This window comes from Telmatobacter bradus (assembly GCF_048629425.1).
Taxonomy (GTDB): Bacteria; Acidobacteriota; Terriglobia; order Terriglobales; family Acidobacteriaceae; genus Telmatobacter; species Telmatobacter bradus.
Window position 1 is genome coordinate 981,115 of sequence record NZ_CP184532.1, and the last position, 25,822, is coordinate 1,006,936.

At 59.8% G+C, this 25,822-nt stretch carries 25 protein-coding genes and 2 pseudogenes; 18 read left to right on the plus strand and 9 right to left on the minus strand.

The genetic code is table 11. From position 1 onward, the window contains the following. Window positions 1-346: 346 nt before the first annotated feature. On the minus strand, window positions 347-1,591 hold the full coding sequence (fabF, locus tag ACOBR2_RS04145) for a beta-ketoacyl-ACP synthase II (RefSeq protein ID WP_420238798.1): 1,245 nt from the start codon (window positions 1,589-1,591) through the stop codon (window positions 347-349). Window positions 1,592-1,594: 3 nt separating this feature from the next. Continuing rightward, window positions 1,595-1,837: an acyl carrier protein gene (locus ACOBR2_RS04150; protein ID WP_420238799.1), complete on the minus strand. Its 243-nt coding sequence runs from the start codon at window positions 1,835-1,837 to the stop codon at window positions 1,595-1,597. 356 nt (window positions 1,838-2,193) lie between these two features. On the opposite strand from ACOBR2_RS04150, the gene rmuC reads away from it, so the two are divergent. Next, entirely contained in the window at window positions 2,194-3,807 is a 1,614-nt protein-coding gene (gene rmuC / locus ACOBR2_RS04155) for a DNA recombination protein RmuC (RefSeq protein ID WP_420238800.1), read from the plus strand. A gap of 41 nt (window positions 3,808-3,848) precedes the next feature. Here the strand turns inward: rmuC and ACOBR2_RS04160 are convergent, their stop codons facing one another. Together ACOBR2_RS04160 and ACOBR2_RS04165 are read right to left on the minus strand one after the other, a co-directional pair. Further along, on the minus strand, window positions 3,849-4,424 hold the full coding sequence (locus tag ACOBR2_RS04160) for an HIT family protein (RefSeq protein ID WP_420238801.1): 576 nt from the start codon (window positions 4,422-4,424) through the stop codon (window positions 3,849-3,851). 84 nt (window positions 4,425-4,508) lie between these two features. Then, the gene (locus tag ACOBR2_RS04165) at window positions 4,509-5,318 is read right to left on the minus strand and encodes a YqjF family protein (RefSeq protein WP_420238802.1); all 810 of its coding nucleotides are present in this window, start codon (window positions 5,316-5,318) and stop codon (window positions 4,509-4,511) included. A gap of 337 nt (window positions 5,319-5,655) precedes the next feature. Between ACOBR2_RS04165 and ACOBR2_RS04170 the strand changes: the two genes are divergently transcribed. The 11 genes from ACOBR2_RS04170 to ACOBR2_RS04220 all read left to right on the plus strand — a co-directional run bounded on the left by ACOBR2_RS04170 (window position 5,656) and on the right by ACOBR2_RS04220 (window position 15,817). Next, entirely contained in the window at window positions 5,656-7,182 is a 1,527-nt protein-coding gene (locus ACOBR2_RS04170; RefSeq protein WP_420238803.1) for an FAD-dependent thymidylate synthase, read from the plus strand. A gap of 180 nt (window positions 7,183-7,362) precedes the next feature. Next, entirely contained in the window at window positions 7,363-8,808 is a 1,446-nt protein-coding gene (locus ACOBR2_RS04175; protein ID WP_420239972.1) for a TolC family protein, read from the plus strand. Between the two features lie 136 nt (window positions 8,809-8,944). After that, window positions 8,945-9,742: a 6-phosphogluconolactonase gene (gene pgl, locus ACOBR2_RS04180; protein WP_420238804.1), complete on the plus strand. Its 798-nt coding sequence runs from the start codon at window positions 8,945-8,947 to the stop codon at window positions 9,740-9,742. Next, window positions 9,739-10,758, plus strand: a complete 1,020-nt coding sequence (gene glk / locus ACOBR2_RS04185) for a glucokinase (protein WP_420238805.1) — start codon at window positions 9,739-9,741, stop codon at window positions 10,756-10,758. Before pgl ends, glk begins: the two co-directional genes overlap by 4 nt. A 117-nt stretch (window positions 10,759-10,875) precedes the next feature. Then, the gene (locus ACOBR2_RS04190; RefSeq protein WP_420238806.1) at window positions 10,876-11,160 is read left to right on the plus strand and encodes a hypothetical protein; all 285 of its coding nucleotides are present in this window, start codon (window positions 10,876-10,878) and stop codon (window positions 11,158-11,160) included. Between the two features lie 164 nt (window positions 11,161-11,324). Further along, window positions 11,325-12,722: an IS1182 family transposase gene (locus tag ACOBR2_RS04195; RefSeq protein WP_420236173.1), complete on the plus strand. Its 1,398-nt coding sequence runs from the start codon at window positions 11,325-11,327 to the stop codon at window positions 12,720-12,722. Window positions 12,723-12,916: 194 nt separating this feature from the next. After that, window positions 12,917-13,099: a hypothetical protein gene (locus ACOBR2_RS04200; RefSeq protein WP_420238807.1), complete on the plus strand. Its 183-nt coding sequence runs from the start codon at window positions 12,917-12,919 to the stop codon at window positions 13,097-13,099. A 126-nt stretch (window positions 13,100-13,225) separates the two neighbouring features. Continuing rightward, entirely contained in the window at window positions 13,226-13,972 is a 747-nt protein-coding gene (gene fabG / locus ACOBR2_RS04205) for a 3-oxoacyl-[acyl-carrier-protein] reductase (protein ID WP_420238808.1), read from the plus strand. A gap of 252 nt (window positions 13,973-14,224) precedes the next feature. Continuing rightward, a complete protein-coding gene (locus ACOBR2_RS04210; RefSeq protein WP_420238809.1) occupies window positions 14,225-15,208 on the plus strand; it encodes a hypothetical protein in 984 nt (327 codons plus the stop codon). Window positions 15,209-15,292: 84 nt separating this feature from the next. Further along, entirely contained in the window at window positions 15,293-15,553 is a 261-nt protein-coding gene (locus ACOBR2_RS04215) for a type II toxin-antitoxin system RelB/DinJ family antitoxin (protein WP_420238810.1), read from the plus strand. Window positions 15,554-15,688: 135 nt separating this feature from the next. Continuing rightward, complete coding sequence (locus ACOBR2_RS04220; RefSeq protein WP_420239973.1) at window positions 15,689-15,817, plus strand: type II toxin-antitoxin system mRNA interferase toxin, RelE/StbE family; 129 nt, start codon at window positions 15,689-15,691, stop codon at window positions 15,815-15,817. 216 nt (window positions 15,818-16,033) lie between these two features. On the opposite strand, the gene hcp is transcribed toward ACOBR2_RS04220, so the two are convergent. After that, the gene (hcp, locus tag ACOBR2_RS04225; RefSeq protein ID WP_420238811.1) at window positions 16,034-17,677 is read right to left on the minus strand and encodes a hydroxylamine reductase; all 1,644 of its coding nucleotides are present in this window, start codon (window positions 17,675-17,677) and stop codon (window positions 16,034-16,036) included. A 147-nt stretch (window positions 17,678-17,824) separates the two neighbouring features. Here hcp and ACOBR2_RS04230 point away from each other — a divergent pair, with 147 nt between their 5' ends. The 4 genes from ACOBR2_RS04230 to ACOBR2_RS04245 all read left to right on the plus strand — a co-directional run bounded on the left by ACOBR2_RS04230 (window position 17,825) and on the right by ACOBR2_RS04245 (window position 20,625). After that, window positions 17,825-18,016, plus strand: a complete 192-nt coding sequence (locus tag ACOBR2_RS04230) for a hypothetical protein (protein ID WP_420240055.1) — start codon at window positions 17,825-17,827, stop codon at window positions 18,014-18,016. 91 nt (window positions 18,017-18,107) lie between these two features. Further along, window positions 18,108-19,163 carry a glycosyltransferase family 9 protein gene (locus tag ACOBR2_RS04235; protein ID WP_420238812.1) on the plus strand — a complete coding sequence of 352 codons (1,056 nt, stop codon included), beginning with the start codon at window positions 18,108-18,110 and terminating at the stop codon, window positions 19,161-19,163. Continuing rightward, the gene (locus ACOBR2_RS04240) at window positions 19,160-19,792 is read left to right on the plus strand and encodes a methyltransferase family protein (protein WP_420238813.1); all 633 of its coding nucleotides are present in this window, start codon (window positions 19,160-19,162) and stop codon (window positions 19,790-19,792) included. The genes ACOBR2_RS04235 and ACOBR2_RS04240 overlap by 4 nt, the downstream gene beginning before the upstream one ends. A gap of 116 nt (window positions 19,793-19,908) precedes the next feature. After that, complete coding sequence (locus tag ACOBR2_RS04245) at window positions 19,909-20,625, plus strand: DUF3108 domain-containing protein (RefSeq protein WP_420238814.1); 717 nt, start codon at window positions 19,909-19,911, stop codon at window positions 20,623-20,625. A 64-nt stretch (window positions 20,626-20,689) separates the two neighbouring features. Here ACOBR2_RS04245 and tnpA read toward each other — a convergent pair. Next, window positions 20,690-21,049, minus strand: a pseudogene (gene tnpA, locus ACOBR2_RS04250) (IS200/IS605 family transposase). 78 nt (window positions 21,050-21,127) lie between these two features. Continuing rightward, window positions 21,128-22,345 carry an MFS transporter gene (locus ACOBR2_RS04255; protein ID WP_420238815.1) on the minus strand — a complete coding sequence of 406 codons (1,218 nt, stop codon included), beginning with the start codon at window positions 22,343-22,345 and terminating at the stop codon, window positions 21,128-21,130. Window positions 22,346-22,645: 300 nt separating this feature from the next. On the opposite strand from ACOBR2_RS04255, the gene mtaB reads away from it, so the two are divergent. Continuing rightward, the gene (gene mtaB, locus ACOBR2_RS04260) at window positions 22,646-24,064 is read left to right on the plus strand and encodes a tRNA (N(6)-L-threonylcarbamoyladenosine(37)-C(2))-methylthiotransferase MtaB (RefSeq protein WP_420238816.1); all 1,419 of its coding nucleotides are present in this window, start codon (window positions 22,646-22,648) and stop codon (window positions 24,062-24,064) included. A 3-nt stretch (window positions 24,065-24,067) separates the two neighbouring features. On the opposite strand, the gene ACOBR2_RS04265 is transcribed toward mtaB, so the two are convergent. After that, complete coding sequence (locus tag ACOBR2_RS04265; RefSeq protein WP_420238817.1) at window positions 24,068-24,460, minus strand: type II toxin-antitoxin system VapC family toxin; 393 nt, start codon at window positions 24,458-24,460, stop codon at window positions 24,068-24,070. Then, window positions 24,457-24,714 carry a type II toxin-antitoxin system VapB family antitoxin gene (locus ACOBR2_RS04270; RefSeq protein ID WP_420238818.1) on the minus strand — a complete coding sequence of 86 codons (258 nt, stop codon included), beginning with the start codon at window positions 24,712-24,714 and terminating at the stop codon, window positions 24,457-24,459. Before ACOBR2_RS04270 ends, ACOBR2_RS04265 begins: the two co-directional genes overlap by 4 nt. Before the next feature lie 278 nt (window positions 24,715-24,992). Here ACOBR2_RS04270 and infC point away from each other — a divergent pair. Beyond that, window positions 24,993-25,526 (plus strand): annotated as a pseudogene (infC, locus tag ACOBR2_RS04275) (translation initiation factor IF-3); the annotation flags it as partial. Between the last annotated feature and the right edge of the window lie 296 nt (window positions 25,527-25,822).

The following is a 25,822-nucleotide window of genomic DNA, read 5'->3' on the forward strand; positions in this document are numbered from 1 at the left end:
ACAACGAAAGATCAGAATCCGAATCAGAGTCGCGCCTCAAAGATACGGTGCGGTAGAGAAAAACTGACAGCAACAGACAAATCCAGTACTGCGCAGCCAGGCCGACATCTCCTGCAAAAATCGCAAACGCTATGAGCGACAGACTCCTAGAGCAACTCTCCTGATGCTGTGAAGTGGCAAAAGTCTTGCCAGGTTGCCGCTCTCTGGGGGTCGCGTCAACGATGCTGCATCGACTCGCTCTATACCTTCAGGAGAGATGCTCTAATCCATTGCAGGCTGCAAAACGCAGAACGGCGCATCCCGAGGGATGCGCCGTTCTGGCATAACTGAAAGCTGACGGCTGCTTTTACTCCATCCAGCGCTTCATGATCAGCGAAGCGTTGATGCCGCCAAATCCGAACGAGTTCGACAGAGCGTACTCAAAGCTGTGGTCTACGGCCTTGTTGGGCACGTAGTCCAGACGGCACTCCGGATCCAGATTCTCCAGATTGATCGTCGGGGGCAGCTTCTGGTTGATCAACGCCAGCGTGGAAATGCCGGCTTCAAGACCGCCCGCACCACCCAAAAGATGGCCGTGCATGGACTTGGTGCCGCTGATCTTGAGCTTGTGGCTCAGGGCGTGCTCGCCAAAAACCTTCTCGATGGCCAGCGATTCGTTGCTGTCGGCCGAGGTCGAGGTGGCGTGCGCATTGATGTAGCCCACCTGCTCGGGAGCAAGGCCAGCATCCTTCAGAGCGGCCCGCATGGCGCGCTGGGCTCCAAGGCCCTCGGGCGCAACGCTGGTCATGTGGTATGCGTCGGCACTCATGCCGTAGCCCACCACTTCGCCCAGAATCTTTGCACCGCGTGCCTTGGCGTGCTCCAGCTCCTCCAGAACCAGGATGCCGGCGCCTTCGCCAATCACAAATCCGTCGCGATCCTTGTCAAAGGGGCGGCAGGCGTGGGTCGGGTCGTCGTTGCGCGACGACAGGGCCTTCATCGAAGAGAATCCGCCCACCGACATGGGTGTGACGGCGGCTTCTGCTCCGCCGGCAATCATCACATCGGCATCGCCGTGCTGGATCAGCCGGAAGGAGTCACCAATGGAGTTGGCGCTGGTGGCGCAAGCCGTGGCGGTGGCCGAAATCGGCCCCTGTGCGCCATAGCGAATGCTCACCTGACCGGCGGCCATGTTCACGATGGCGGCGGGAATGAAGAAGGGCGAAATCCTGCGCGGACCGCCATTCATCAGGTTGGTGTGTTCGCGTTCGATAATCTCGAAACCGCCGATGCCGGAACCGATAAACACGCCCACCCGCTCCGCATTCTCCTCAGTGATCTGGAGACCGGATTGGGTGAGTGCTTCCTGGGTCGCGGCGAAGGCAAAATGAATGAAGCGCCCCATCTTGCGCGCTTCCTTCTTATCCACGAACTGCAGCGGATCGAAGTTCTTGACTTCGGCGGCGAAGGTGACCGGAAAGCCGGTGGTGTCGAAGCCCTGAATGGGGGCCATACCGCTGACCCCATTCATCAGGTTCGCCCACACCTCTGGCGCGGTGTGGCCCACACCGCACACCAGCCCCAGGCCGGTGATAACGACTCGGCGTGTCAAGGCTTACTTGCCGCCTTTCGCGTTCTTCTCGATGTAGTCCACCGCATCCTTGACGGTCTTGATCTTTTCGGCTTCCTCGTCGGGAATCTCCAGATCAAAAGCCTCTTCGAACTGCATCACCAGCTCGACCACGTCGAGCGAATCGGCGCCCAGGTCTTCCTGGAAGCTGGCGCCAGGGGTCACTTCAGCTTCATCTACCTGCAGCTGCTCGACGATGATCTGCTTTACTTTTTCCTCAACGGCCATGCGTGCTTCTCCTCGTATTTTTCCGGGATTCGGAACATTCACGGGGCTCCGGCATTCCGTCCCCGAACCGAAAGCCTACGCTAACGGGCGGGTCCAGGGCAAGAGATCCAGGCGCACAAAGCGCGCATGTCCCCGAAATTCTAAGTGTAAAGGTCCGCCCGATGCCTGTAAAGGCAACCCGCAAGAACGTTGCGTCGACTTTTCAACGAATGGGAAGGCGCTTCCGGCCGGTACGAATTCTGCACGGAGCGCCAAAGCCCGCGCACCCCGTGAAAATCCACATTCCCGCCCCCGCAACCACGCTTTAAAGTAGCTGCAGGACGTACAGTGGAAGACACCCCCCGGAGGCGCACGCGTTGACCCCGCTCACAATTCTTGGAATTTTCATTCTTGGCTCTATTGGCGGCTTTTTTGCCAGCCGTCTGGCAGGCAAAAGCGAACGCGAAACCCTGCGGGAGAAGTCCACGCTGCTTGGCCTGCAAAACGCCACGCTCAGCGACCAGAACCAGCGCCAGAGCCAGGAAATGGCCTCTGCCCGCCAGCAGTTGGAAGTCGTACGGACGGAGCTCGACCGTCGTTCCGGCTTTGAGCGACTAGCCGAGGAACGCGCCCAGGTCCTGAACCAGACCGCCACCGAGCTGGCCCAGCTACGCACCCAGACTGTCACAGAACTCTCCCGCACGCGCACCCAGGCTGCCGCGGAGCTGACGCAGTCCCGTGTCGAAGCGGCTGCGGAACTGGCTCAGATCCGCAGTGAACTGACCGCCAAAACCGAGGCCGAGGCCCAGGCCCGCGCCCAGATCAGTCGCTTGGAGTCCGAGCTGAAGAGTGAGCGTGCCGGCCTGCAGGAAAAAGTTGCCCTGCTGGAAAGCTCCAAAAAGGCCCTTTCCGATCAGTTCGAGGCGCTGGCAGGTAAAATTCTGGAGGAAAAGAGCAAGAGCTTCAGTGAGGCCACGCAGAAGGATCTGGGCGGCGTCCTGCAGCCCCTGCGCAGCCAGATCGACGACTTCCGCAAAAAGGTGGAAGAGGCACAATCCGACTCCAAAACCAGCACCGCCAAGCTGGAGGGCCTGATCGGCAGTCTGGGCAGCCTGAACCAGCAGTTGGCCGCCGAGGCCAACAATCTGGCCACCGCCTTGCGTGGCTCCTCCAAAGCCCAGGGCGACTGGGGCGAATTCATCTTGCGCGATCTGCTGGAAAAAGCCGGCCTGCGCGAGGGCGAGCAGTATAGCTTCCAGCAGGTTTTTACTGGCGTTCAGGTAGAGGGCGAAAAGGAAAAGACCGCCCGCACCGACGTGATTCTGCTGCTGCCCGGCGGCCGCAATCTGGTGGTGGACTCCAAGGTTTCACTCACCGCCTACACCGACTTCACCAACGCCGCCAGCGAAGAAGCCCGCAAGGTCGCGCTCAAGCAGCACCTCGCCAGCATGCGCGGCCACATTACCGAGATCGCCAAATCCGGCTACCATCGCCTGCCAGGCATCGAGGCACCGGACTTCGTGGTGATGTTCGTGCCCATCGAGCCGGCCTTCCTGATGGCGCTGCAGGCCGACGCCGAGCTGTGGTCGGACGCCTACAAGCAGGGCATTCTGCTGGTTGGCCCCACCACGCTGCTCTACGTGATTCGCATCGTGAACGTGCTCTGGCAGCAGGAGGCACAGGCCCGCAACGTGCGCGACGTAATGGAGCGCGGCGCGGCTCTCTACGAAAAATTTGTGGGCTTTGTGAGCGACCTTGAGGCGGTGGGCAAAGGCCTGCGCACGGTGGACAGCAACTACAACAACGCCATGAAGAAGCTGGCGCAGGGTCCGGGCAATCTGGTGCGTCAGGTGGAGATGCTGAAGGAACTGGGCGTGCGCAGCACTAAATCCCTGCCCAAGCCGCTGCTGGATCAGGCCGAGGAACCAGTGCTGGAGTCGCTGGAGACATTAGAGCTGGCAGCCGTGGCGGACGAGACGGAGAACAGCTAAAAGCAGCTTTCCGCAAACTACAAAAAGCTGGGAGCTGGAAGCTAGAGGCTAGCTTTCAGCTGCTCTCTCAACCGCTTCCAGGTCGCTTCCGGAGCTTCGGGCAGAACGCGGGTTTCAGCTACCGTGGTCATGAAGTTGGTGTCGCCCACCCAGCGCGGCATGGCGTGCAGGTGGATGTGTCCGGCCACGCCTGCACCGGCTGCCCGGCCCACATTCATGCCGAAGTTGAAGCCGTCGGGGTGGTAGATCTGCTCCATGGCGCGCTCGGTCTGCTGAGCCAGGTCAATCAGCTCCTGCGCAGCCTCGGTGGGCAGCTTGGCCAGCCGGTCCAGATGCGCGTAAGGCATCGCCATCACATGGCCGTTGGTGTACGGAAAAGCATTCAGGCAAATAAAGCAGTGCTGGCCGCGCAGCACGATGCCGCCCGCCAGCTCGGCTTCGTCCCGGTCCATGCCCTGCTCGATCGCCCAGTCCACCGAAGCCACCAGATTGCAGAAGACGCAGTTGAAGTCGCCGGGCCAGGCCGAAAGTTTGCTCGGTACGCCGGGTTTGACCGTCGTATCAGCCGTTGAAACATATGCATAACGCCAGGGAGTCCACAGATGATCCATCGTCATTCACCGAAGAATCAGTATAGAGGACGAAGACGAGGTTCTAGGTGCTAGGGGGGCTGGAAGCTGGAGGTTGAAAGCTGTCTTTCCCTACCCCGACGGCGAAACCGCCACCGTCACCGGCCGGGCGGCCAGTACCGGATGCACCAGCTCCGATCGCCAGATGTAGAGGGCCAGCCTGCGCGAGTAGTGCAGCACGGGCGGCGTGGCGGGCAGGTGCAGGCCAATGCTGGCGGCCAGATCATTCTGCTCAATCTCGGCCTGAGCCTCTTCAAGCGGCCATGGAATCGAGTGCAGATTGGAGCGCACCAGCTGGCCGGAGCGGTTCAGGGTGAACAGGCAGTTGCGCTCGCTCATGTAGTACTCAAAGGAGCCAGAGCAGTGCTCGGCAGTGCGGCTGCTGGGGCCCAGCCCTCGATAGCGCGCCTGAAAAACGACCGGTTCACTCACAAAGCGGCGGCGACTGAAGAAGGAAAATTCGCGCTCGGAGCGCTGCTCCAACTTCATCTCGGCCCAGTGGTAGGGTAGATTGATGAAGAAGCGTGCCGCCGTAACGGCCAGCAATTGGCTGGCGTCGATGGAAAAGCAGTAGGTTCCGGTGGTGCCCGTGGTGCGATCCCGCACATAGGTGCGCATGGTCAGGTCAGGGAAGCGGCGCACGCCGGGCAGCGACGGCAGACCATGCACCTTCAGGCGGTCCAGCCAGAAGGGCACAATACCCAGCCACGCCATGCCCTGATGCGTATCCACATCCAGCCCGTCGGGCAACAAGGCGGCCATCTGCGCTTCAGGAACCGGCCAGTGCGCAAACAAAAGATCGTTCCAGCGCTGACGCAGCACCCACCGCCCCGAGGGCAGCGGACGTGGCCGAAACGACGTGCGAATCTGGTATTCCCGCATGTGCAATCCTAGAGCAAATTCAGAATGACCGGGCAGTCTGAAAGAGAGTGCAGGGTGCCGTTTTCTTGGGAAAAAAGGCGCTTTACCTCATCAACTTCCGCTACACCAATTCCGGATTTGCTATAGCCGTACCCTGCCAGTGTACGGCGGTTGTACGGCAAAATCATGAATACCCCGCCGCCACTTGCCCCGGCAGGGCCATTTCCGAAACGCTGCTGGGTTGGACGCCTTTTGTCTTCGCTTTGTTACCCACGCCGACGTAATTGGCCCAGCAGCTTGCACAGTAAGAAGTCCACAGCAGGACCCAATGCCGTATTCTGTTCGCTAGAGATTGAGAATGTCCAGCAAATCTTTTTTACCCCCCGAAGCCCGGAATCAGACCGACGTCTTCGCCGTTCACGGCGCCGATCCCGAAGTTCTGGCCTATGCCATGGCCAAATATTCGCGCTCAGCCTTGAGCCTGCGTGAGTCGATTGCCGAAATCAGCGCCCAGCGCGCCGAACAGTTCTTGAACACCTTTTATTTTCAGTATGGCCACCGCTCCATTGCCGATCTGGCGCACCTTGCCATGGCCATTGAGCGGTTGAGCCTGCTGGCCGCCATCGATCTGGTGGACGAGCAGCGCTGGGACGGGCAGGAACGCTCCACCCGTTACCAGAACTTCCTCAAATCTGGCTGGTATCTTCCTGATTTTGGTGAGGATTCGGACTCAGCAACGCTTTATGCCGAAACCATCAAGCATCTTTTTTTCACCTACCAGCAGACCACCGGAGCCGTCTTCGAGGCCCTGCGCCGCCGCATTGCCTGCCCGGAGGGGACCAATCCCGACGCCTACGAGCGCACGCTCAAGGCCCGCGCCTTTGACGTGGGGCGTTACCTGCTGCCGCTGGCCACCAACACCTCCCTCGGCCAGATCGTAAGCGCCCGCACGCTGGAGACCCAGGTTTCCCGCCTGCTTTCCAGCCCCACGGCCGAGATTCGCGACCTGGCTGCCAAACTGCGGGACGCCGCCACCGGTCCGGCCTGGAATGCCAGCCCCGACCTGAACCACGAAGTCCACAGCGCGCCTACGCTGGTCAAGTACGCCCAGCCCAACCAGTACCTGCTAGCCACCGAAGCTGAATTGCGGCTGGCGGCTAGCGAGATCCTGGCACCGCTCTCGTCCGAAAGATTGCCCTCCGCAGGTGTGGACCTCGTTGAAAAGACGGAATCGCTGGAAGTGGAGCTGGCGGCAACGCTGCTCTACTCGGTCAGCCACCACAGCTACCGCCAGATCCGCGATCTGCTGGCCAGCCTGCCGGAAGCTCAGGTCAGCGAAATCGTTGAACTGGGCCTGAAGCATCGGGGCCGCCACGACGAAGCCCTTCGCGCCTTCCACGCCGGAGCTGAGCTGCGCTTTGACATTCTGATGGACATTGGCGGCTTCCGTGACATGCACCGCCATCGCCGCTGCACCCAGATTGTGCAGGGCTTTACCACGGCGCACGGCTACGAAACGCCCACCAACGGCGATCTGGCCGCTGACGTAAACCTGCTGGCCGAGGCCGGCATGCTCAGCCAGTTCCAGTCGGCCATCGACGCAGCCCACGCGGCTAGCAACAAAATTGCCGCCGGAGCAGCCCCCGAGGCGGCCTCGTCGGCGCTCTACCTGCTGCCGCTGGCCACCCGTTGCCGTTCGCTCTTCAAAATGGACTTTGCCGAAGCCCAGTACATCAGCGAACTGCGTTCCGGTCCGGCCGGCCACTTCAGTTACCGCCGTGTGGCCTGGGAAATGTACGTGGCTTTTCAGCAGCAGCATCCTACGCTAGCTAAGCACTGGCGTGTCACAGACTTCACCCAGCCGATTGACTTGCTGAAACGGTAGCGAGACAGAGGGCAGAGGCCCGGGATTCAGTGGCAAGGTCAGTAAACGCCCTGTCCTCTGCTCTCCGCTCTCTGGTCCCTGTTCTCTGGTCTCTGATCTCTGTTTCGGTACTTCCTCCCAGAAAAAACCTTCTGAATCCTTGCCTTCAGCGCTGCATCTGAGAGAATAGGATTTGTGAGCATGCTATTTCATATTTCACTTCGCTCCCGTCTGGGGGCTACTCTTTGCCTGGCCATGGCGGCGGGCGCGGGCTCTATTGCCCTGGCGCAGAACCCCACTTCGGCCCAGAATCCCTTCTACGGCAGCGTGACGGCGGCTCCGGCCACCGGCGATGTGCTGAAGCTCTCGCTTGACGAGGCTGTCAGCCGCGGCCTGAAGAACAACCTTGGCCTGAAGGAGTCTGAAAGCCAGCAGAAGTATCTGCACGGCCAGAAGAACGAGGCCGAGCAGTACTTTCTGCCCACCATCGTGCTCAACGGCAGCACGGGGCCCCATCAGTACAACCTGGTGCAGAACGGCTTCAGTACAGGAGCCATCAATGAGTTCGCCAAGCTGCTGGACACTTCGTTTGCCGGGTTTTCTCCCGTTACGCACGATGAACTGACCGAAGGCAAGATCTTCTACAGCCAGACGCTCTTCTCCGGTCCGGTGATTGCAGCCTTCAAGGGCGCCAGCGCCGCCGAGAAAGCTGCCTACTACGACAGGATGAAGGCCCGCGAAGAGGTGGTGCAGCAGGTGGCTGCGGCCTACCTGCACGTGATTGCCGCCCAGAGCGAGATTGAAAACGCTCGCGCCCTGGTGCGTCAGGCCGAACTGTTGGCCAGTCAGACCCATGAGTCGCATGAAGCCGGTGTGGCCGCCAATCTGGACGAGCTGCGTGCCCAGGTGGAACTCAAAAACCGCCAGCAGGCACTGATCGCCGCCGAAAACGCCTACGAAAAGCAGCAGATCCTGCTCAAGCGCGAAATCGGCCTGGATCCGGGGCAGAAGATCGAGCTGACGGACCCGGCCCCCTACAACGAACTGGCCTCTGAAACCCCGGCCGAAGTGCGCGCCGTGGCCTTCAAAAGCCGCCAGGACTACAAGAGCCTGCAGAATCAGATGGTGGAGAATACGGCCATCCATCAGGCCTACCGCTACCAGCGCCTGCCCAGCCTGAGCTTCAACGGCTACTACGCCGTCAGCAAGGTAACCGACGTGGCTTCACGCGGCAACTTTGCCGCCGTCGGCACGGTCAGCATGCCGCTCTTTCGCGAAGCCGGTCTGCGTGGCGCAATTGACGCCTCCGGAGCCCAGCGGGAAGCCACCCGCGCCCAGTTGGAAGACCTGCGCGGCCAGATCGACGCCCAGGTGCGCACCGCTCTTCTGGACGTGGACGCAACTGAACAGCTGGTCAAGGTAGCCCGCTCGAACGTAGAACTGGCCACCCGCACCGTGAGCGACGAAACCGATCGCGTAAGCGCTGGCGTAGACGACAATCTGCCGCTGGTGACAGCGCAAGCCTCCCTCGCCTCAGCCGAGAGCAATCTGGTGGAGAGCCTTTACCAGTACAACCTGGCCAAGCTGGCACTCGCCCGTACGGCTGGGGTGCTGGAAACCCAGTACCGCGAGTACCTGGGCCGATAGCTTCAAGCAGCGTTCAAAAACAAAAATCCCCGCCCCGGCGGGGATTTTTGTTTTTGCTTCCATAACCCGTGAAAAATAAAGCCACAAGCCGCTGCTTTCAATCACAATAAAGACAATCCATTCCCCGAGGAGACCGATGGCAGGCTCATTGCAGATTCGTTATTGTGTGGAGGCAGACGCCCGCGCGCTGGCTGTAAAAGCGGCAGAGTATCTAACCCTGAAGATTGAAGCAGCGGTGACAACCCGCAAGGTGGCCCGCGTTGCCCTGAGCGGCGGTTCAACGCCCAAGGCGGTTTTTGCGCTGCTGGCCGATCCCAGCCAGCCTTACCGCGCCCGCATTGCATGGGAAAAGCTGGAGATTTTCTGGGTGGACGAGCGTATGGTTCCCCCCGACCACGCCGAGAGCAACTACCGCATGACGCGGGAGGCACTGTTGGACCACGTGCCGATGCGCCCTGAGCAGATTCACCGCATGGAAGGCGAGCTGGACCCGGAAGTGGCCGCCGCCCGTTACGAATCGGAGCTGCGTAACAGCTTCCGGCTGGAGGGAGCCGAGCTGCCGTGCTTTGATGTGCTGGCGCTTGGGATGGGGCCTGACGGCCACACGGCATCCATCTTCCCCAACACTGAAGCGATTTATAACCTGACTTCGCTGGTGACCGCCAACCATGTTCCACAAAAGGAAACCTGGCGGCTGACGCTCACCTGGCCGGTGATCAATCAGGCCCGCGAGGTATTCTTTCTCATCAGCGGAAAAGACAAGGCAGAAACCGTGCGCAGCGTCTGGATGGGCGAGCGCGATGTGGATCGTCTTCCCAGTCAGTTGATCCGTCCGGCTGGAGGTATACTGGCGTTGCTCCTGGACAAGGATGCGGCCCGCCTTCTTTCTGCCACAGCAGGAAACGGCGAAGGCCTGATCGAGAGGAAAGCATGATTCTTGCAGGCGATGTGGGAGGCACCAAAGTTCACCTGGCGCTCTACGACTTCACCGACGGCGAACTGAAATACCTGCGGGACAGAATTTTTCCGGCCAAGGATTACACGGGTCTGGAAGAGATCGTCCGCGAATTTGTGGTTTCGGAAAAGATCACGGCAGCCTGCTTTGGCGTGCCGGGGCCGGTGCGCGACGGACGTCTGCGCCTGACCAACCTGCCGTGGACGCTGGACAGCCGCGAACTGAGCGTCGCGCTGAAGATTGACTATGTATTTCTGATCAACGATCTGCAGGCTAACGGCTATGGCATTGCCGAGCTGGGCCCCGAGCAGATTTACACGCTGAGCGATGGCGACTCCAGCCAGATTGGCAACCGCGCCCTGATCTCGGCCGGCACCGGCCTGGGCGAAAGCTTTCTGATCTGGGATGGCCGCTCCCATGAGCCCTACCCGAGCGAAGGCGGCCACGCCGACTTTGCACCGCGCAACGAGGACGAGTTCGACCTGCTGCGCTTTTTGCGCCAGAAGTACAACGGTCGCGTCAGCAGTGAGCGCGTGGTCAGCGGCCAGGGCATCACCAACTGCTACGAGTTCCTGCGCGACGTGCGCGGCATGGAAGAACCCGCCTGGCTGACCGAGCGCTTGTCCAACGAAGACCCCAACGCCGTAATTACCGACTGCGCCCTGAAGGCCAAAAACAGCCTCTGTGAGCACGCGCTCGATATGTTCGTCTCCGCCTTTGGCGCACAGGCTGGCAATATTGCGCTCACCGTGCTTTCGGTAGGCGGTCTTTACGTGGGCGGCGGCATTGCTCCGCGCATTCTGGAAAAGCTGAAGGACGGCACCTTCCTGCGCGCCTTCACCGACAAGGGGCGCCTGAGCCAAATGCTGGTCAACATGCCGGTGCGCATCATTCTGGAAAGCCGCTGCGCCCTGCTGGGTGCCGCAGCCTATGCCGAAAGCCGCGCCGCCGGACTAAGCGGTATTTCGCCGCGCGCCGCCTCGGTCAGATTCTAGCTCTTCCTTTAACCGCAAAGTCGGAAGGCCAGCCCTAGGGCTGGCCTTCCGACTTTGAGCTGGATTTATGCTTAGGTACAAAGCATTTTCGATTCTGATCCACGAAAAGAGAACTGGATGGGAAGTCTGATTCTTCGCTGGCTGGTGCGCGGCGCAGCCGTGCTGGTGCTTGCATTTTTAGCGGTATACGCGGTCGACTCGGCCATCTTCCTGCTGCGCGGCTCGCCCTCCAGCACGGTTACAATCAACCGCTTTCTGGCCATTCCGCTCAAGGACTCGCGCACCGAATACGACTACCAGGGCAGCAGCGATCAGCCCTGCTCCCGCTCCCTGTTTGCGCAGGGCGGCAAGCCGGCCTGCTGGCAGCTGCAACGCAATCCAAATCAGTTCACCAAGCTCTAGACAAAGGCCAGCAGGTTTCTGCCAGGAAACCTGCGCCTGAAAGATCACAGATCCATGTGACAAGAATCACAAACTTTAGTGAAATGTCCCATCTAGGAGTCTGTCGCCCATAGAATTGCCCGAGGTCCTGGTCCAGACCAGGCCCAGCAGATTACGATTTTGTTATGGGCCAGAACTTCCTTCCAGACACGGTCAACCAGACGCTTCTGTTTCCACCCAGCCTTCACGACTGGCTACCTGACGGCCATTTGGCTCGTTTTGTCGTGGATGTGGTTTCGGCATTGGATCTTGAATCGATCTATGCTTCGTATCGCGAGAAGGATGGTCGCGGCCAGTCGGCTTATGCTCCGGAGATGATGGTTCGCCTTCTTTTGTACGGTTATGCCACGGGCGTTTACAGCTCACGCAGGCTTGAGAAGCATACCTGGGAAGACGTGGCATTTCGCTATCTTTCCGGCGACCAGCATCCGGACCACGCCACGCTGGCCGAGTTTCGCAAACGGCATCTGGCTGCGCTGTCCGAACTGTTCACGCAGGCCTTGTTGCTGTGCGCAAAAGCCGGTCTGGTTAAGCTGGGTCATGTGTCGATCGATGGAACAAAGATCAGGGCGAACGCCAGCAAGCACAAGGCGATGAGCTACCAGCGCATGACCGAGAGCGAGGCGCGCCTGAAGCAGGAAATCAACGCTCTGTTGGCTGCTGCGGAAAAAGCGGATGCCGACGAGGACGCGCAGTACGGCAAGGATCGGAACGGCGAAGAACTTCCCGACGAGTTACAGCGACGCGAGAGCCGGTTGCAGAAGATTCGCGAAGCGAAGCAGGCACTCGAAGACGAGGCCCGCGAGAAGGCTGAGCAGAAACTTGCTGAAGCAGAAAAGAAACAGGCTGACGAGGAAGAAGATCGTCGCGCGGGCAAAAAGAAACGTGGTCGCAAGTCGAATCCCCCTGATCCGGACAAGGCAAAACCCGCAGACAAGGATCAGCGCAACTTCACGGATCCGGAGAGCCGCATCATGCCGGATGGCGCCAATAAAGGCAGCTTTTTACAGGCTTATAATGCGCAGATCGCGGTCGATTCCATCGCGCAGGTAATCGTGGCCGCCGCGGTTACGCAGGAGACGAACGACAAAAAACAATTACTGCCGATGGTGGCACAGATCGAAAAGAATCTTGCCCAAAAGCCCGAGAAAGTCAGCGCTGATACCGGCTACTTCAGCGAAGCAAATGTGACCGACGCAACGGTAGCTGAAATCGACTTATACATCGCCACAGGCCGCGACAAACATAGTGATCCAACGGAGATAGCCTGTGGTGAAGCCCCGTCAGATGCAACGGCACGAGAACAAATGCAACATAAGTTGAAGACCGAGGCCGGACGCGCAGTCTACAAAAGACGCAAGGCGATCGTGGAACCGGTCTTTGGACAAATCAAGGAGTGCCGCGGTTTTCGTCGCTTCAGCATGCGCGGCAAACAGAATGTGAGCGGAGAGTGGAGGCTGGTGTGCGCGGTCAGCAATCTGTTGAAGCTCTTTCGCTCCGGATGGGCACTGCAAAACGCGTAAAAACAACGAAAGATCAGAATCCGAATCAGAGTCGCGCCTCAAAGATACGGTGCGGTAGAGAAAAACTGACAGCAACAGACAAATCCAGTACTGCGCAGCCAGGCCGACATCTCCTGCAAAAATCGCAAACGCTATGAGCGACAGACTCCTAGCATCAAACAATCCTTAAAGCAAGCGAGTGATTGCTCAAGACGATGTACAGCCGTACCCAAAACGAAAATGGCAGCTATAACACCCGCTGTCTGGACTGCTTCATGACCGTGGCCACCAGCGTGGCGACGGAAGAAGAACTTGTGCTGGTAGAGAAGCGGCACATCTGCCCGGAAAAGGCTTTGGCACATCTGCTGGAGATGGAAAAGAAGCTGCGACAGGCTTAGATCTGGAAAAACCGAAAAAACAGGGGCCCGATGGCCCCTTTTTCCTTGCTCTGAAGCCGGACCCGCACGCATTTACAATCGTATGCGGTGGCCTCTGCAGCAAGCAGAGCGCCGAACGAGGAAAACATGACGGGATTGCAGGGAAGAATTGCGCTGGTAACCGGAGCCAGCCAGGGAATCGGCCGGGCTTGCGCCCTTGAGTTGGCCAAGGCCGGAGCCACGGTGGCGCTGGCGGCCCGCAACCAGGCCAAACTCGCCGAAGTGGTGGCAGAAATTGAAGCTGCTGGCGGCAAGGCCGCGGCCTTTGCGCTCGACGTTTCCAGCGAAGAGTCGATCAAAACCGGCGCCAAGGCCGTGCTGGAGCAGTTCGGCAAGGTTGAAATTCTGGTGAACAACGCCGGCATCACCCGCGACGGCCTGATGATGCGCATGAAGCGCGCTGACTGGGACGACGTTCTGGGCACCAACCTGACCGGCGCATTCCTGCTGACGCAGGCCCTCATCAGCCCCATGATGAAGAACCGTTGGGGCCGCATCATCAACATTGCCAGCGTGGTGGGCCGCACTGGCCAAGCCGGGCAGGTGAACTACGCTGCCAGCAAGTCGGGCCTGATCGGACTGACCCGCTCGCTGGCCCGCGAAGTGGCCTCGCGCGGCATCACAGTGAATGCCGTAGCACCGGGCTACATTGAGACGCCCATGACGGCCGTGCTCAACGAGCAGCAGCGCACCGCCATGATGGCCACCATTCCGCTGGGCCGTCCGGGCTCGGACGTTGAAATTGCCCAGTCGGTGGCCTTCCTGGCCAGCGATGCAGCCGCTTACATTACCGGCGTGGCGCTGGATGTAAACGGCGGCATGTTCATGGGATAAACCCCTCGCTCCGCCTGCGGGACCGCGCAACCGGTCCCGCATTTCTTTTTTGAAGGCAATCCCTTGCCTTCTTCACGACTTTCCTGCCCTTCGGCGCTCTTTTTCAGCGGCTTTTCACGCTCCCTGATCTACAATTTGGCCAAGCCGTTGGAACAATCTGGAGCAAGTCCGGAGGAATCACTCTGAACCAGCTCAGGCAGAGCGTTCCATACACATAGATTCCATTCCTTCGCGGCCCACCAGGACTCCACCATGAGCGAATTGACTGGGCTGACGCCCACACTGCCTCCAGCGCCGGGCTTTGTCGCCCTTGGCTTCGGCCAGGTGCTTACGCGCCTCTTCCAGTTGCTGAAAGAGAACCTCCGCACCTATGTTGCGATTGCCGCCATGCCACTCGGCGTGATGCTCGCCTTTTACACGCTGATGCTGGTGGGAGTTTTCACGCTGCTTCCGGGACTGACCGCCAAGGGTGCTCCACCCCCTACCCTTGCGGTTCTGGGCAGCCTGATGAGCATCTTCGCGCTGGGCACGATTCCGATTCTGATGATCTTCGCCCTCTACGAAGCGGCTCTGAGCTATGCCGCGCTGCGACTGAACGCCGACGCTCCGGCCACGGCCCACGATGCCTGGCAAATGGCGTGGGACAAAATGGGGCGCTACCTGGGTCTGGCCGCGCTGCGCATGGTGATTGCACTGGCTCCGCTGCTGCTCTTCGTTCTTCTGATGGGGCTGGGCGCAGGCGCTTATTTTATGTCCATTCACGCTCAACCGCAGAACACGGGAATCATTCTGCCGCTCTTCCCGCTGCTGATGCTGCTTTATCTGGCGGTGATGGTGTGCGTGGTCATGCTGATGCTCTGGCTCTCGTTCAGCTATCCGGCCAGTTTGAATGAAAATCTGACCGCGTGGCAGGCAGTGCAACGCAGCTGGCGGCTAACGCGTGGCGTGCGAGGCTGGATCTTTCTGGCCACGCTGGTGATCTATGCCATCAGCTACGCGGTTTTTCTGATCTTTGAGTTGCTGCTGGCGGCACTGGTGCTGCTGGGCGTACTGATTGCCTCCACCATGCCGCTGCCGCAGTTTCTGGGCTTTGTGGCGCTGGGCGTGGCTGGCATTGTACTGCTGGTTGCCTTGTTCCTGTTCATGGCACTCACCATGGGGGCTTACATCACAGCCTTCAGCATCTACTACCAGGACCAGCTAAGGCGGGAGGCCTGGAAAACCGCTCTCGGCTAAAGACGGCTGTCAGCTTTCAGCTGAGCTTTGCGTGTGGCAGACCTACACCTGGATTCGTATTACAATGTAATTCAGAGGTGCGGTATGGCAGCGAATGCTCTGGTACAAACGCGGATAGATGGCACGATCAAGGACGAAGCTGCAATCGTGCTGGAGGCCATAGGACTTACCGTTTCAGACGCTGTGCGCTTGATGCTTACCCGTGTGGCCCGCGAGAAGGCCCTGCCCTTTGAGCCTCTGATTCCCAATGAAACCACCATCGCGGCCATGAAGGATGCGCGTGCAGGCAAGTTGGAGCCCACCACGCTCGACGACCTGCAAGCGGTGATCGATGCGGCAGATTAGACAAACTTCCACTTTCAAAAGAGATTTAAAACGCGAGTCCAAAGGCAAGTATCGAGTCTTCCTGGCTGAAAATTTTGTCTCGGTGGTTCGGAATCTTGCCTTGGACCAACCATTACCGGGTGTCGGGACCACGCACTGACCGGAAACTGGGACGGCTATCGGGACTGCCACATTCGGCCGGACCTGATCCTGATCTATGCCGTGCCAGATAGTTTCTCGCTCGACTTGGTCCGACTGGGATCACACGCAGAACTTGGGCTGTAAAAGCGTAGAGCACCCCCCTTCGAACAAAAAAACGGTCTGAGGCATATTCAGTCCACGCGGTGAGGGAACCTGCACATCGAGTGCATGGCCTTTCCCGGACTCCAGAATCGGGACCCAGGGCACCCGACACTGCTTTCATTCGCAAGAAAAAAGGCTGTACCGGCCTGAGTAAAAGCCGATACAGCCTCAATTTGCACAATAAGCTGATAGCTGTTTTTACCCCAGCATGGCGGCCAGATCAGCATCGGCCGTGGTGATGGCCATCAGGTTGAATTTTTCGCCCAGCAGCTTGAGCACGTCGGGCGAGAGGAAGGCCGGCAGCGTCGGTCCGATGCGGATGTTGCGCACGCCCAGATGCAGCAGCGTCAGCAATACAGCCACAGCCTTCTGTTCATACCAGCTGAGCACCAGCGAGAGCGGCAGATCGTTTACGCCGCACTCGAAGGCCTTGGCCAAGGCCAGAGCCACCTGCAGGGCGGAGTAGGCGTCATTGCACTGCCCCATATCCAGCAGGCGAGGCAAGCCACCGAGCGTTCCCAGATCCAGCTTGTTGAAGCGGTACTTGCCGCAGGCCAGCGTCAGGATGATGCAATCGGCGGGAATCTTTTCCGCCAGCTCGGTGTAGTAGTTGCGGCCCGAGCGGGCACCATCGCAGCCGCCCACCAGGAAGAAGCGGCGGATTGCGCCCGCCTTCACGGCGTCGATTACCTTGTCGGCCACCGAGAGCACGGCGTTGTGGGCAAAGCCCACGGTAATCGTATCGTCGGGGCCGTCTTCCTCGTAGCCAGGAGCCGCCAGCGCGGCGGCAATCACCAGGCTGAAGTCCGTGCCGCTGATGTGCTCCACGCCCGGCCACTGCACCGGGCCAGCGGTAAAGATGCGGCCCTTGTAGCTGGTCTTGGGCTGCTGAATGCAGTTCGAAGTCATCAGGATTGCGCCCGGGAAGGCGTCAAACTCATCGGCCTGATCCTGCCATGCGCCGCCGTAGTTTCCTGCCAGATTTTCAAAGGCCTTCAGCTTGGGATAGCCGTGGGCGGGCAGCATCTCACCGTGCGTGTACACCTGAATGCCGGTGCCCTTGGTCTGTTCGAGCAGCGCGTACAGATCGTGCAGATCGTGGCCGCTGATCAGGATCGCCTTGCCCTTGCGCGGATGGATGCGCACGGCCGTCGGCTGCGGATGGCCAAAGGTCTCGGTGTGGGCGTGGTCGAGCACTTCCATCACGCGGTAGTTCAGCTCGCCCACGGCCAGAGCCGCGCCCAGCAACTCATCGGCAGTCAACACCGGACGAGTCAGCAGGTCCAGCGTCTCATGAACCTTGGCAAAGCTGGCCGGATCGCCCGCGCCCAGCGCCAGAGCATGGGCAGCATAGGCGGCCACGCCCTTGATGCCGTAAAGCACCAGCTCCCGCAGGTTGGCAATCTCCTTGCCTTCACTCAGGAAGCGGGCGGGCAGCAGAACATTCTTGCCCTGCGCCAGCATTGCGTCCAACGTCGCGGCCGGCTTGAGGGCAGCCTGACCGCCGAGTTCGACGGGGAGCTGACCGGCAGCCACGGCAGCCTTCTCATAAAGGTCGCGGGCGGAGGTACGCACCTGCTCCGCCTGCTGAATCAGCTCCACCAGCCGCTCAGGATCGAAATTGACGTTGGTAAGGGTGGCGAAGACGGCCTGAATGGTGAAGGCGTCCACCTCGGGGTCAGCTGCACCCACCTGACGGGCGCGGTGCGCGTACATGGAAATGCCCTTGACGACTTCCAGCAGCAGATCCTGCAGCGTAGCCGTGGTTTCATCCTTGCCGCAGACGCCCAGCGTCTGGCAGCCCTCGCCCTTGGCGGTTTGTTCGCACTGATAACAGAACATGTTGGATCCCTTCCTGAGACAACCGGATGAAACGAGAGTAGGACGATCCGAAAAGCGGGGCAGCGACTAAAGTCACTCGGCAGCAAAATCCGCGCATTTCATTGCGCTCAAATCAGCGGCCGCCGACCATCAATACTGCGCCAAGTAATGCAAAACAGCATTACAATACAGGCAGGATTACGCGTACTGGCCGCAGGCGGCGACTTTGCCGATGGAGCCATCGCGTATGAGGGCGCCTGGATGGGCGGCGAAACCTTTGTTTCCTTTGATCGCAAAACCGTGCGCCTGCTGGCGCAACAGGGAATGAAGACGCAGATCGCCGGGGGCACTTCTGCCTGAAATCAACGAGCGTTCGGATCCCTGATCCCCTTCCGCTCTTGCCCCCGCCAGCACCAATACGCCGCCTGTGAGAAAATCAGTCCTTAGACAGATGCAGACACGCTATCGAGTCCTTGTGGTCCGGCTTGGGGCCATGGGCGACATTCTTCATGCACTTCCGGCAGTGACAGCGCTGCGCGAGGCTCATCCCAGTTGGGTAATCGACTGGGCTGTTGAGCCGCGCTGGCGGGCGCTGTTGTCGGCTCCCGGCGCGCAAGGGCGCGGCACGGGACGCCCCGTTGTGGACCGATTGCATTTTGCTGCCACCAAGCTGTGGCGCAAGGCTCCGTTCAGTTCGGAAACTCTGCAAGGCCTGCGCCTGCTGCGTCATGACATGCGCTCGGTTGGCTACGATACGGTTCTGGATCTGCAGGGAGCAATTCGCAGCTCACTGCTGGCCCGCATGACCGGCTGCCGCCGCCGCATTGGCGAGGCTGTACCGCGCGAAAAAGCCGCTCGCTGGATGTTCAACGAGAAAGTGCCCACCACCGGCACGCACATTATTGAGCAGGACATCGAGCTGGCCATGGCCATTGCTGCGGATGAGCTGGAGCACACCCTGCCCCAACTGCCCGTCGATCCGGCCAGCGAGGCCTGGGCTGACCAGATCTTGTCCGAAAGCCAAGGCCCTGTGGTGCTGCTGAATCCAGGCGCGGGCTGGGGAGCCAAGCGTTGGCCCATCGAGCGCTATGCCGCCGTGGCGCAGGATCTGATCGCCCGCGGCCAGCGCGTCTTTATCAATTTTGGCCCCAATGAAGAACAGCTTGCCCAACAGATTACCCTGGCCACCGAGGGCCGCGCCAAGCCGCTTTCGGCCACGCTGGACCAGTTGATCGCCTTTACCCGGCGCATTGACCTGTGCATTGCTGGCGATACAGGCCCGCTGCACTTGGCCTGCGCTTTGGGCAAACCTGTGGTGGGCATTTATGGCCCCACGGATCCAAGCCGCAACGGTCCCTACGGTGTGCCCTATCGCGTGCTGCGCAGTCCGCTCAGCCGCCGCGACCACACCCGCCTGCCCGATCCCGAGGCCGGACTGCTGACCATCGATCCCGGCCAGGTGCTTGAGGCCGCCAGTGAATTTCTTCCCCTTGAGGCGCACGTATGACCCCGCAAACCTCTCATCCTGAATTCTGCTCCATGCAGTGGTGGCAGAAGGTGGCCAAGCGGATTCGCGTTCCGCTGGGTTTTTTGACGGCCGCCCTTTACGTAGCGGAGCTGTGGCGTCATGCGCCCCGGCCCTCTGCTGTGCTGTGGAGCCTGCTGCTGGTACTGCCCGGCCTGTGGCTGCGCGCCTACGCTTCGGGTTACGTGAAAAAGAACGCCGAGCTGGCCGTCACCGGCCCCTACGCTCACACCCGCAACCCGCTCTATCTGGGTTCCATGCTGATGGCCGCCGGCTTTGCCGTTGCCATTGAAAGCTGGGCCGTGGCCGCAGTACTGGCTTGCGGTTTTGCCCTCATCTACATTCCGGTGATTGCTGGCGAGGAAAAGTTCCTGCGCTCGGCCTTTGCCGGTTTTGACGACTACTGCCGTCAGGTTCCCCGCCTGCTTCCGCGCCTGACGCCAGCCCACATCGGGCAGAACCCGGCCGATGAGAGCCAGAAGGGCAGTTTTTCCTTTGTCCTCTACCGACAACACCGCGAGTACAATGCTGCTATAGGCGTTGTGTTGCTTTACCTGTGTCTGGAATGTTTGCGACCGGTCTTTGTGACGGTATTGCATCTGGCACGATAAGATTGCCCGAACGGTCCCCCGGATTGAATACACATACCGAACTGAAGGAGTCTGGCTGCTTGAACAAGCGCATGCATTTGATTGGACTTTTTTGCGCCCTCCTCCTGGCGGCTGCAATGCCCGCCCAGGCCCAGGCTCCGCAATTGCCCACACCTCGGGCTGGTTTCAGCTTTCCGCAGCGCCAGACGCTCACCTACTCGGTGGACTGGCGGGTTTTTCCCGCTGGCACCACCGTGCTGCACTTTGAATCGAATGGTGACCGCGAGCGGATTTCGGCCAACGCCGATACCGTCGGCGCCATCAACATGCTCTTCCACGTCAGCGACCACTTCCAGTCCACCTTTGACCGGCAGAAGGGCTGCACCTACGGCTTCGACAAGCAGACCGTCGAGGGCCGCCGTCAGATGAACAGCACCCAGCGACTGGACTATGCGCAGGGCAAGTCCATCATGGACGAAAAGAACCAGGTCTCCGGCCAGACCAAGCACATGGAAACCCCGGTGCAGGGCTGCCTGACCGATCTGCTGACCGGCGTCTTCTACATCTCCTCCCTGCCCCTTGAAGTGGGCCATGACGTTGTTCTGCCGGTGGTGGACGCCCAGCGCATCGTGCCCGTCACGCTCAAGGTAGAAGGTCGCGAAGAGATCAAGACCCCGCTCGGCACTTTTAAGACCATCCGCGTGGAACCAACCGCCGACGCTGGTGTCGTCAAGAACCGTGGCAACATCTGGATCTGGTACACCGACGACGAACGCCACCTGCCCGTGCAGATGCGCGCCCGCCTCTTCTGGGGCACCATCACCTTCCGGCTGACGGGAAACGAGAATCGGTAAAGCAGCTGCTAGCCTCTAGCTGCTAGCTTTTAGCTCATCGGGCAGAAAAAGGCTGTATCGGCTTTTACACAGGCCGGTACAGCCTTTTTTCTGCCCGAAAATAGCGGTCAGAAGCTTTCCGGGTGCATCTCCCCGGGTCCCTCGCATTTGGAGATGCATCCAAAACAGTAGAAAACTGATAGCTGCCTCCTCCAGCCCGCGACACGGACACATTGGGTGGAATGCCGATCAGCATATGCACATGGTCCCGGTTGATTGACCCTGCGTAGATTACCAATTCAATACTCTGCACGATCTCGCGAAGCAATTCTCGACAGCGCTACCCTACATCTCCGCCTAGAACTTCATACCGGTATTTCGCCGTCCACACCACGTGATATTTACAATCCCACACCGTGTGGCTGCCAGGCCTGTAGTCTTCCACACCTACAAGCCTGGTACTCCCCGTCGTCTAAAGGCGAGAGGGGTACGGATCCCCTATCGGGGGACTCTAAAAGTTGCTTTAGCTGTTCTTCGCCGCCTGCCGCCGCAGCACAATCACGATGGTAAGAGCCGTGAGGACGGCCAGCAGTGCGAACAGGAAGACGCTGGCGTAGCCGAATGCGCCAATGATGGCTCCAGCTACGGGTCCAACCAGGAAGAAGCTCACATCGGAGAAGGCAGTGTAGACGCCCAGTGCCGTACCGCGATTCTGCTCGGAGACGCGCTCCACGGCCTCCACGCCAATGGCGGGAAAGACCATTGAGAAGCCCAGACCGGCAAAGAACGCACCAGCCAGCGCCATCCACGGTATATTTGCCTGCCAGAGCAGGAGCATACCGAAGGACTCGACCGCGAGGCAGACGATGGCCACCGGGTAGCCGCCGTAGCGGTTGATGGTCTGGATGAAGAAGATGCGGGCCAGAATGAAGGCCGCGCCAAATGAGGTGAGGCAGAGTGCCGCGCCGCCCCAGTGGCGGCTGGCGTAAAACAGGGTGACAAAAGTGGCCAGAACCGAATAGCAGGTGCCGCCCAGCGCCAGTCCCATGCCGTGCGGAAATACCCGCCACATGACGTCAGTAAAGGGCATGTGCTCGCCCGGCACTACATGCACTGGATCCTTGCGCGCGGCCAGAATCAGGCTGACGGCTCCGATCAGAATAGTGAACAGACCCAGCGAGGAGAGTCCCCAGTACTGGTCGAGCAGAACGCCCAGCGGAGCACCAATTGCCATGGCTCCATAGGTGCTGATGCCGTTAAAACCGATCACCCGGGCCATGTTCTCCGGCCCGGTGGCGGTAATGCCCCAGAGCGTGGAGCCGGTGGAACCGAGGCTTTCACCAAAGCCCAGCGCCAGACGGCTTAGTACCAGCACGGAAAGGCTCAGCCACTGAATGTGACCGGCCACGTCGGCCAGCACCAGCAGTACGCCGCTCAGGGTACAAAAACTCATGCCCCAGATTACGGAAATTTTGGCACCCAGACTGTCGCTAATGCGTCCTGCCCAGGGGCGGCTGACCAGAGTAGCCACATACTGAATGCTGATCACCAGTCCAGCCAACCATGCGCTGTAGCCCATCTTCAAATGCACAAAGGGCGGCAGTACGGCCAGCGGTAAGCCGATGGACATGTAGCAGATAAAGGTGAAATAGACGAAGCTGATGATGCGCCACGTGCTGCCCGCGCCAGCGTCTGGCAGGTTGGTTGCGTCTTGTGAAAACTCTGCGGCAGATTCAGTCATCGGTAACGTGGCCAGGAAACGCTTCTAAGGTGGTCAGTCCACAGTATAGCGGAGGTGGTATAAGTTTCGTTATTTAAAATAATTCCTGACTGAATCTTTCTGATCCTATGTGCTTATTTTCTCAGACGTCTGCAGAGCATTCCGCTCTCTGAATGCGCGCTCCCCGTGGCTTGAATATTTCTGCCTGGAGGGTGGAGTTTTTAGATCGATGCGAGGGGCTTTTCTTCAGAAAAAGGCCCCTTTGAATGCTCTCGGAAAGGGCACGTTTACTCTGATTTTGCTCTAGCCTACACTGAATCTGTGGCTGAGTTTTTTGTAGAGAATTTTGGATGTCGTGCCGCCCGCGCCGATGGCGAGGCGATCAGCGCTCAGTTGCGCTCCGCCGGGCACTGCCTGCAGCAGGCCGCCGAGGCCGATGTGGTCATCGTGAACACCTGCAGCGTAACTGCGGAGGCCGATCGTGAGGCTCGCGCCTTCATTCGCCGCACCCATCGCCAGAATCCGCAGGCCCGCATCGTGGTGACCGGCTGCTATGCCCAGCGCGCTCCCGCAGAACTGGCCGCCATGGAAGGCGTGGCCGCCGTGATTGGCAATAGCCACAAGGCGCTGGCTCCGGGGCTGGTGCGTGGCCTTCTGGAGCCTGCGCAAATTGCTTCCGCAAAAGAACTTGTACAGATAGAGTCGGCTAAACCACAGGGGAGCCGCAGTCAGCATGAACCTTCAACCGCGCAAGCGGTAGTGGCCCCACCGCAGGTGGTAGTTGATGATGCCTTTGCCCATTCGTTCCTGGAAGAGGATCAGGTGACGCCGGGTGAGCAGACGCGGCCTAACCTGAAGATTCAGGAGGGCTGCTCGAACCACTGCACCTTCTGCGTGATTCCGGCCACCCGGGGTCCGTCTCGAAGTTTGCCGAGCGCTGCCGTCTTGAAGCAGGTGGAGGGTTTTATCGCCGCAGGCGGCAATGAGCTGGTGCTGAGCGGCATTAACCTGGGCCGCTGGGGACGCGATGGCGGCGAAAGCCATTCGCTGGCGTGGCTGGTGCGGAGGATCTTCACAGAAACGCCGCTGCCCCGCCTGCGTCTGAGCTCGATTGAGCCGATGGACTGGAATGCGGAGTTGGTCGGGCTGATGCAGGAGTATGGCTCCAGCCGCCTGGCCCGCCACGTGCATCTGCCGCTGCAGTCCGGCTCCGACGCCGTGCTGCGTCGCATGCATCGCCGCTATCGCCCCTGGCATTATGTGCAGAAGGTTGAAGCACTGCTGGCTGCTGCAGGTGAGGATCTGACGCTGGGAGCCGACGTAATGGTGGGTTTTCCCGGCGAGACCGATGCGGAGTTCGAGGAGACGGCCGCCCTCATCCGCCAGCTTCCCTTCGGCTATCTGCACCTGTTTCCGTTTTCGTCGCGTCCCGGAACCCCTGGCGAGGCATTGCATGCAGCGGCTCCGGTTGCTGCCGGGGTGGTTGAAGAACGGATGGCGGCGCTGCGAGTGCTAGCGGCAGAAAAGATGGCCGCGCATCGGGCCCGCTTCGTGGGACGTACGCTGCGGGCCATTACCCTGCGCACACCGGCGCGGGTGGCGGCGCTGGGCCGTACGGCCGCGCTGAGCGAGAATTTTGTGCCCATGGAATTGGAGGGGGCTCTGGCTGCCAACCATCTGGTGAATGCCCGCGTGCGTGGTCTGACCACGGAAGGTAGCCTGGAAGCCGAATCTGCCTGATGTTCAGTATTGCGCCACAAGTACGTCGGTCTGGCTGAAGTCGGTTCCCTTGAAGAGTAGTTCCTCCGCCGTTTCCCGGGCCAGTGCATAGCTGATGCAGTCGCCAAAGTTCAGCCCGGCCGGGTGGCGGCCCTTGCCGTAGCGGCGGAAGGCCTCCCGGGCCAACCGCGCCTGAAGTTCGGTAAAGGGGACAATCTGAACCTGCAGGCGGAGAAGCAGAGCATCCAGTTTTTCCAACGCTGACTCACCTTTGCGGGAGAGCAGCACCATCGAAACTTCCAGTTGAGAAGCGGACGACATGCTGGCCGGTGCGGCATCGAAGATGGCCTCAATCAGCCGATGACCCTCGGGCTCTTCCAGCAGGATGGCCACAATGGCCGAGGCGTCAACGATCATGCCGGAATCCCGTTCTCGTCGTAGCCCAGAATCTCGTCTTCACTGCGCTTGTCCAGCGTGGGCAGTGCGGCGCAGCGATGGCTGATGGCGCGAATCTCTTCCAATAACAATTGGCGGTTCTGACGTTTGCGGCGTTCCCTGCCGAGCTTTTCCTCCACCGCAGAAAGCACCGCCAGGGTGATTGACTCCCCAGTGAGCGCGGCCAGTGCTCTGACCTTTTGCTCGGCTTCGGCGGATTTGATGCTCAGGGCCATGGAACCTTTCTACCTTTTTCTCTACCTTTCTATAAAGTAGCATGAATCTGCCTGATTCCAGCGGATTTTTGCGCAGAGGAGCGGGCGTTGCGACGGGATGGCAGGAAGTGTCCGCTGCCAGACAGTTTCAGAGTGGTTTTCCGGAGGCAAAAATCTTTGCAAAGCCCTTTGTTCATGAGGATTCATGCAATGTTATACTCAGTGTGCATTGACTCATGGACCAAGGTCGCGCAGAGTTGCGCCGCTGAACGTCTCTGGGCCCCCATTGGAGGAGTACCATCGCACTCGACAAACGTTCGGCCAAGTCTTTTATCCGCATCAATGATCGCATCCGCGCCCGTGAAATCCGCGTGATCGACGAAAACGGTGAGCAGATGGGAATTATGGTTCCCTTTGACGCTCTGCGTGTCGCGCGGGAGCGCGGTCTGGACCTCGTAGAGGTTTCACCGAATGCGGTCCCCCCTGTCTGCCGCATCCAGGATTACGGTCGCTTCCTTTATGAGAAGGAAAAGAGCGAACGCGCTGCCAAGAAGAAGCAGAAGGTAATTACCGTCAAGGAAGTCAAGTTCTCGGTTACTGTGGACGAGCACGACTACCAGACGAAGAAGAATCAGGCCGTGCGCTTCCTGACCGAGGGCGACAAGGTCAAGGCCAGCCTGCGCTTCCGCGGCCGCCAGATGGCCCACCGCGACTTGGGCTACAACATCATCAACCGCCTGATCCAGGACATTGGCGAGGCTGGTGTGGTGGAGTTCATGCCCCGCATGGAAGGTACGATTCTGCACGCCATTCTGGCTCCGTCCAAAAAGGAACCGCCCAAGCCCAAGCCGGTTGCTCAGGCTCCGGTGCAGGCTGCCATCCCCCAGGCAGCTGTCACCACCCAGGCATAAGTACAGCAGTGAATGCCAAGGCCGCCCATAGGGGCGGCCTTTGTTTTTGTCACTGGCTTTTGTCATTCATTTGCTGACCGAGCAAGCAACGGGGGATTTTCCCAGGAAACGCTTACCACGAGGCGCATTTTCAGGTCCTTCTGTTTTTTGCCAAGGAAACAATTCCTGCCTGAAAATCCTTGTTTTAAAGGGGTTTTTGGATGAATTCTGCTCGTTAT

Coding starts and splice junctions, on each gene's coding strand:
- glk (WP_420238805.1), top strand. CDS start 9,739: ATGATTCTTGCAGGCGATGTGGGAGGCACCAAAGTTCACCTGGCGCTC.
- ACOBR2_RS04175 (WP_420239972.1), top strand. CDS start 7,363: ATGCTATTTCATATTTCACTTCGCTCCCGTCTGGGGGCTACTCTTTGC.
- ACOBR2_RS04165 (WP_420238802.1), bottom strand. CDS start 5,318: ATGCGGGAATACCAGATTCGCACGTCGTTTCGGCCACGTCCGCTGCCC.
- ACOBR2_RS04150 (WP_420238799.1), bottom strand. CDS start 1,837: ATGGCCGTTGAGGAAAAAGTAAAGCAGATCATCGTCGAGCAGCTGCAG.
- ACOBR2_RS04235 (WP_420238812.1), top strand. CDS start 18,108: ATGCAGACACGCTATCGAGTCCTTGTGGTCCGGCTTGGGGCCATGGGC.
- ACOBR2_RS04195 (WP_420236173.1), top strand. CDS start 11,325: ATGGGCCAGAACTTCCTTCCAGACACGGTCAACCAGACGCTTCTGTTT.
- ACOBR2_RS04240 (WP_420238813.1), top strand. CDS start 19,160: ATGACCCCGCAAACCTCTCATCCTGAATTCTGCTCCATGCAGTGGTGG.
- ACOBR2_RS04270 (WP_420238818.1), bottom strand. CDS start 24,714: ATGGCCCTGAGCATCAAATCCGCCGAAGCCGAGCAAAAGGTCAGAGCA.
- ACOBR2_RS04215 (WP_420238810.1), top strand. CDS start 15,293: ATGGCAGCGAATGCTCTGGTACAAACGCGGATAGATGGCACGATCAAG.
- ACOBR2_RS04190 (WP_420238806.1), top strand. CDS start 10,876: ATGGGAAGTCTGATTCTTCGCTGGCTGGTGCGCGGCGCAGCCGTGCTG.
- fabG (WP_420238808.1), top strand. CDS start 13,226: ATGACGGGATTGCAGGGAAGAATTGCGCTGGTAACCGGAGCCAGCCAG.
- ACOBR2_RS04230 (WP_420240055.1), top strand. CDS start 17,825: ATGCAAAACAGCATTACAATACAGGCAGGATTACGCGTACTGGCCGCA.
- ACOBR2_RS04200 (WP_420238807.1), top strand. CDS start 12,917: ATGTACAGCCGTACCCAAAACGAAAATGGCAGCTATAACACCCGCTGT.
- ACOBR2_RS04245 (WP_420238814.1), top strand. CDS start 19,909: ATGCCCGCCCAGGCCCAGGCTCCGCAATTGCCCACACCTCGGGCTGGT.
- hcp (WP_420238811.1), bottom strand. CDS start 17,677: ATGTTCTGTTATCAGTGCGAACAAACCGCCAAGGGCGAGGGCTGCCAG.
- ACOBR2_RS04160 (WP_420238801.1), bottom strand. CDS start 4,424: ATGACGATGGATCATCTGTGGACTCCCTGGCGTTATGCATATGTTTCA.
- pgl (WP_420238804.1), top strand. CDS start 8,945: ATGGCAGGCTCATTGCAGATTCGTTATTGTGTGGAGGCAGACGCCCGC.
- ACOBR2_RS04210 (WP_420238809.1), top strand. CDS start 14,225: ATGAGCGAATTGACTGGGCTGACGCCCACACTGCCTCCAGCGCCGGGC.
- ACOBR2_RS04255 (WP_420238815.1), bottom strand. CDS start 22,345: ATGACTGAATCTGCCGCAGAGTTTTCACAAGACGCAACCAACCTGCCA.
- ACOBR2_RS04265 (WP_420238817.1), bottom strand. CDS start 24,460: ATGATCGTTGACGCCTCGGCCATTGTGGCCATCCTGCTGGAAGAGCCC.
- ACOBR2_RS04170 (WP_420238803.1), top strand. CDS start 5,656: ATGTCCAGCAAATCTTTTTTACCCCCCGAAGCCCGGAATCAGACCGAC.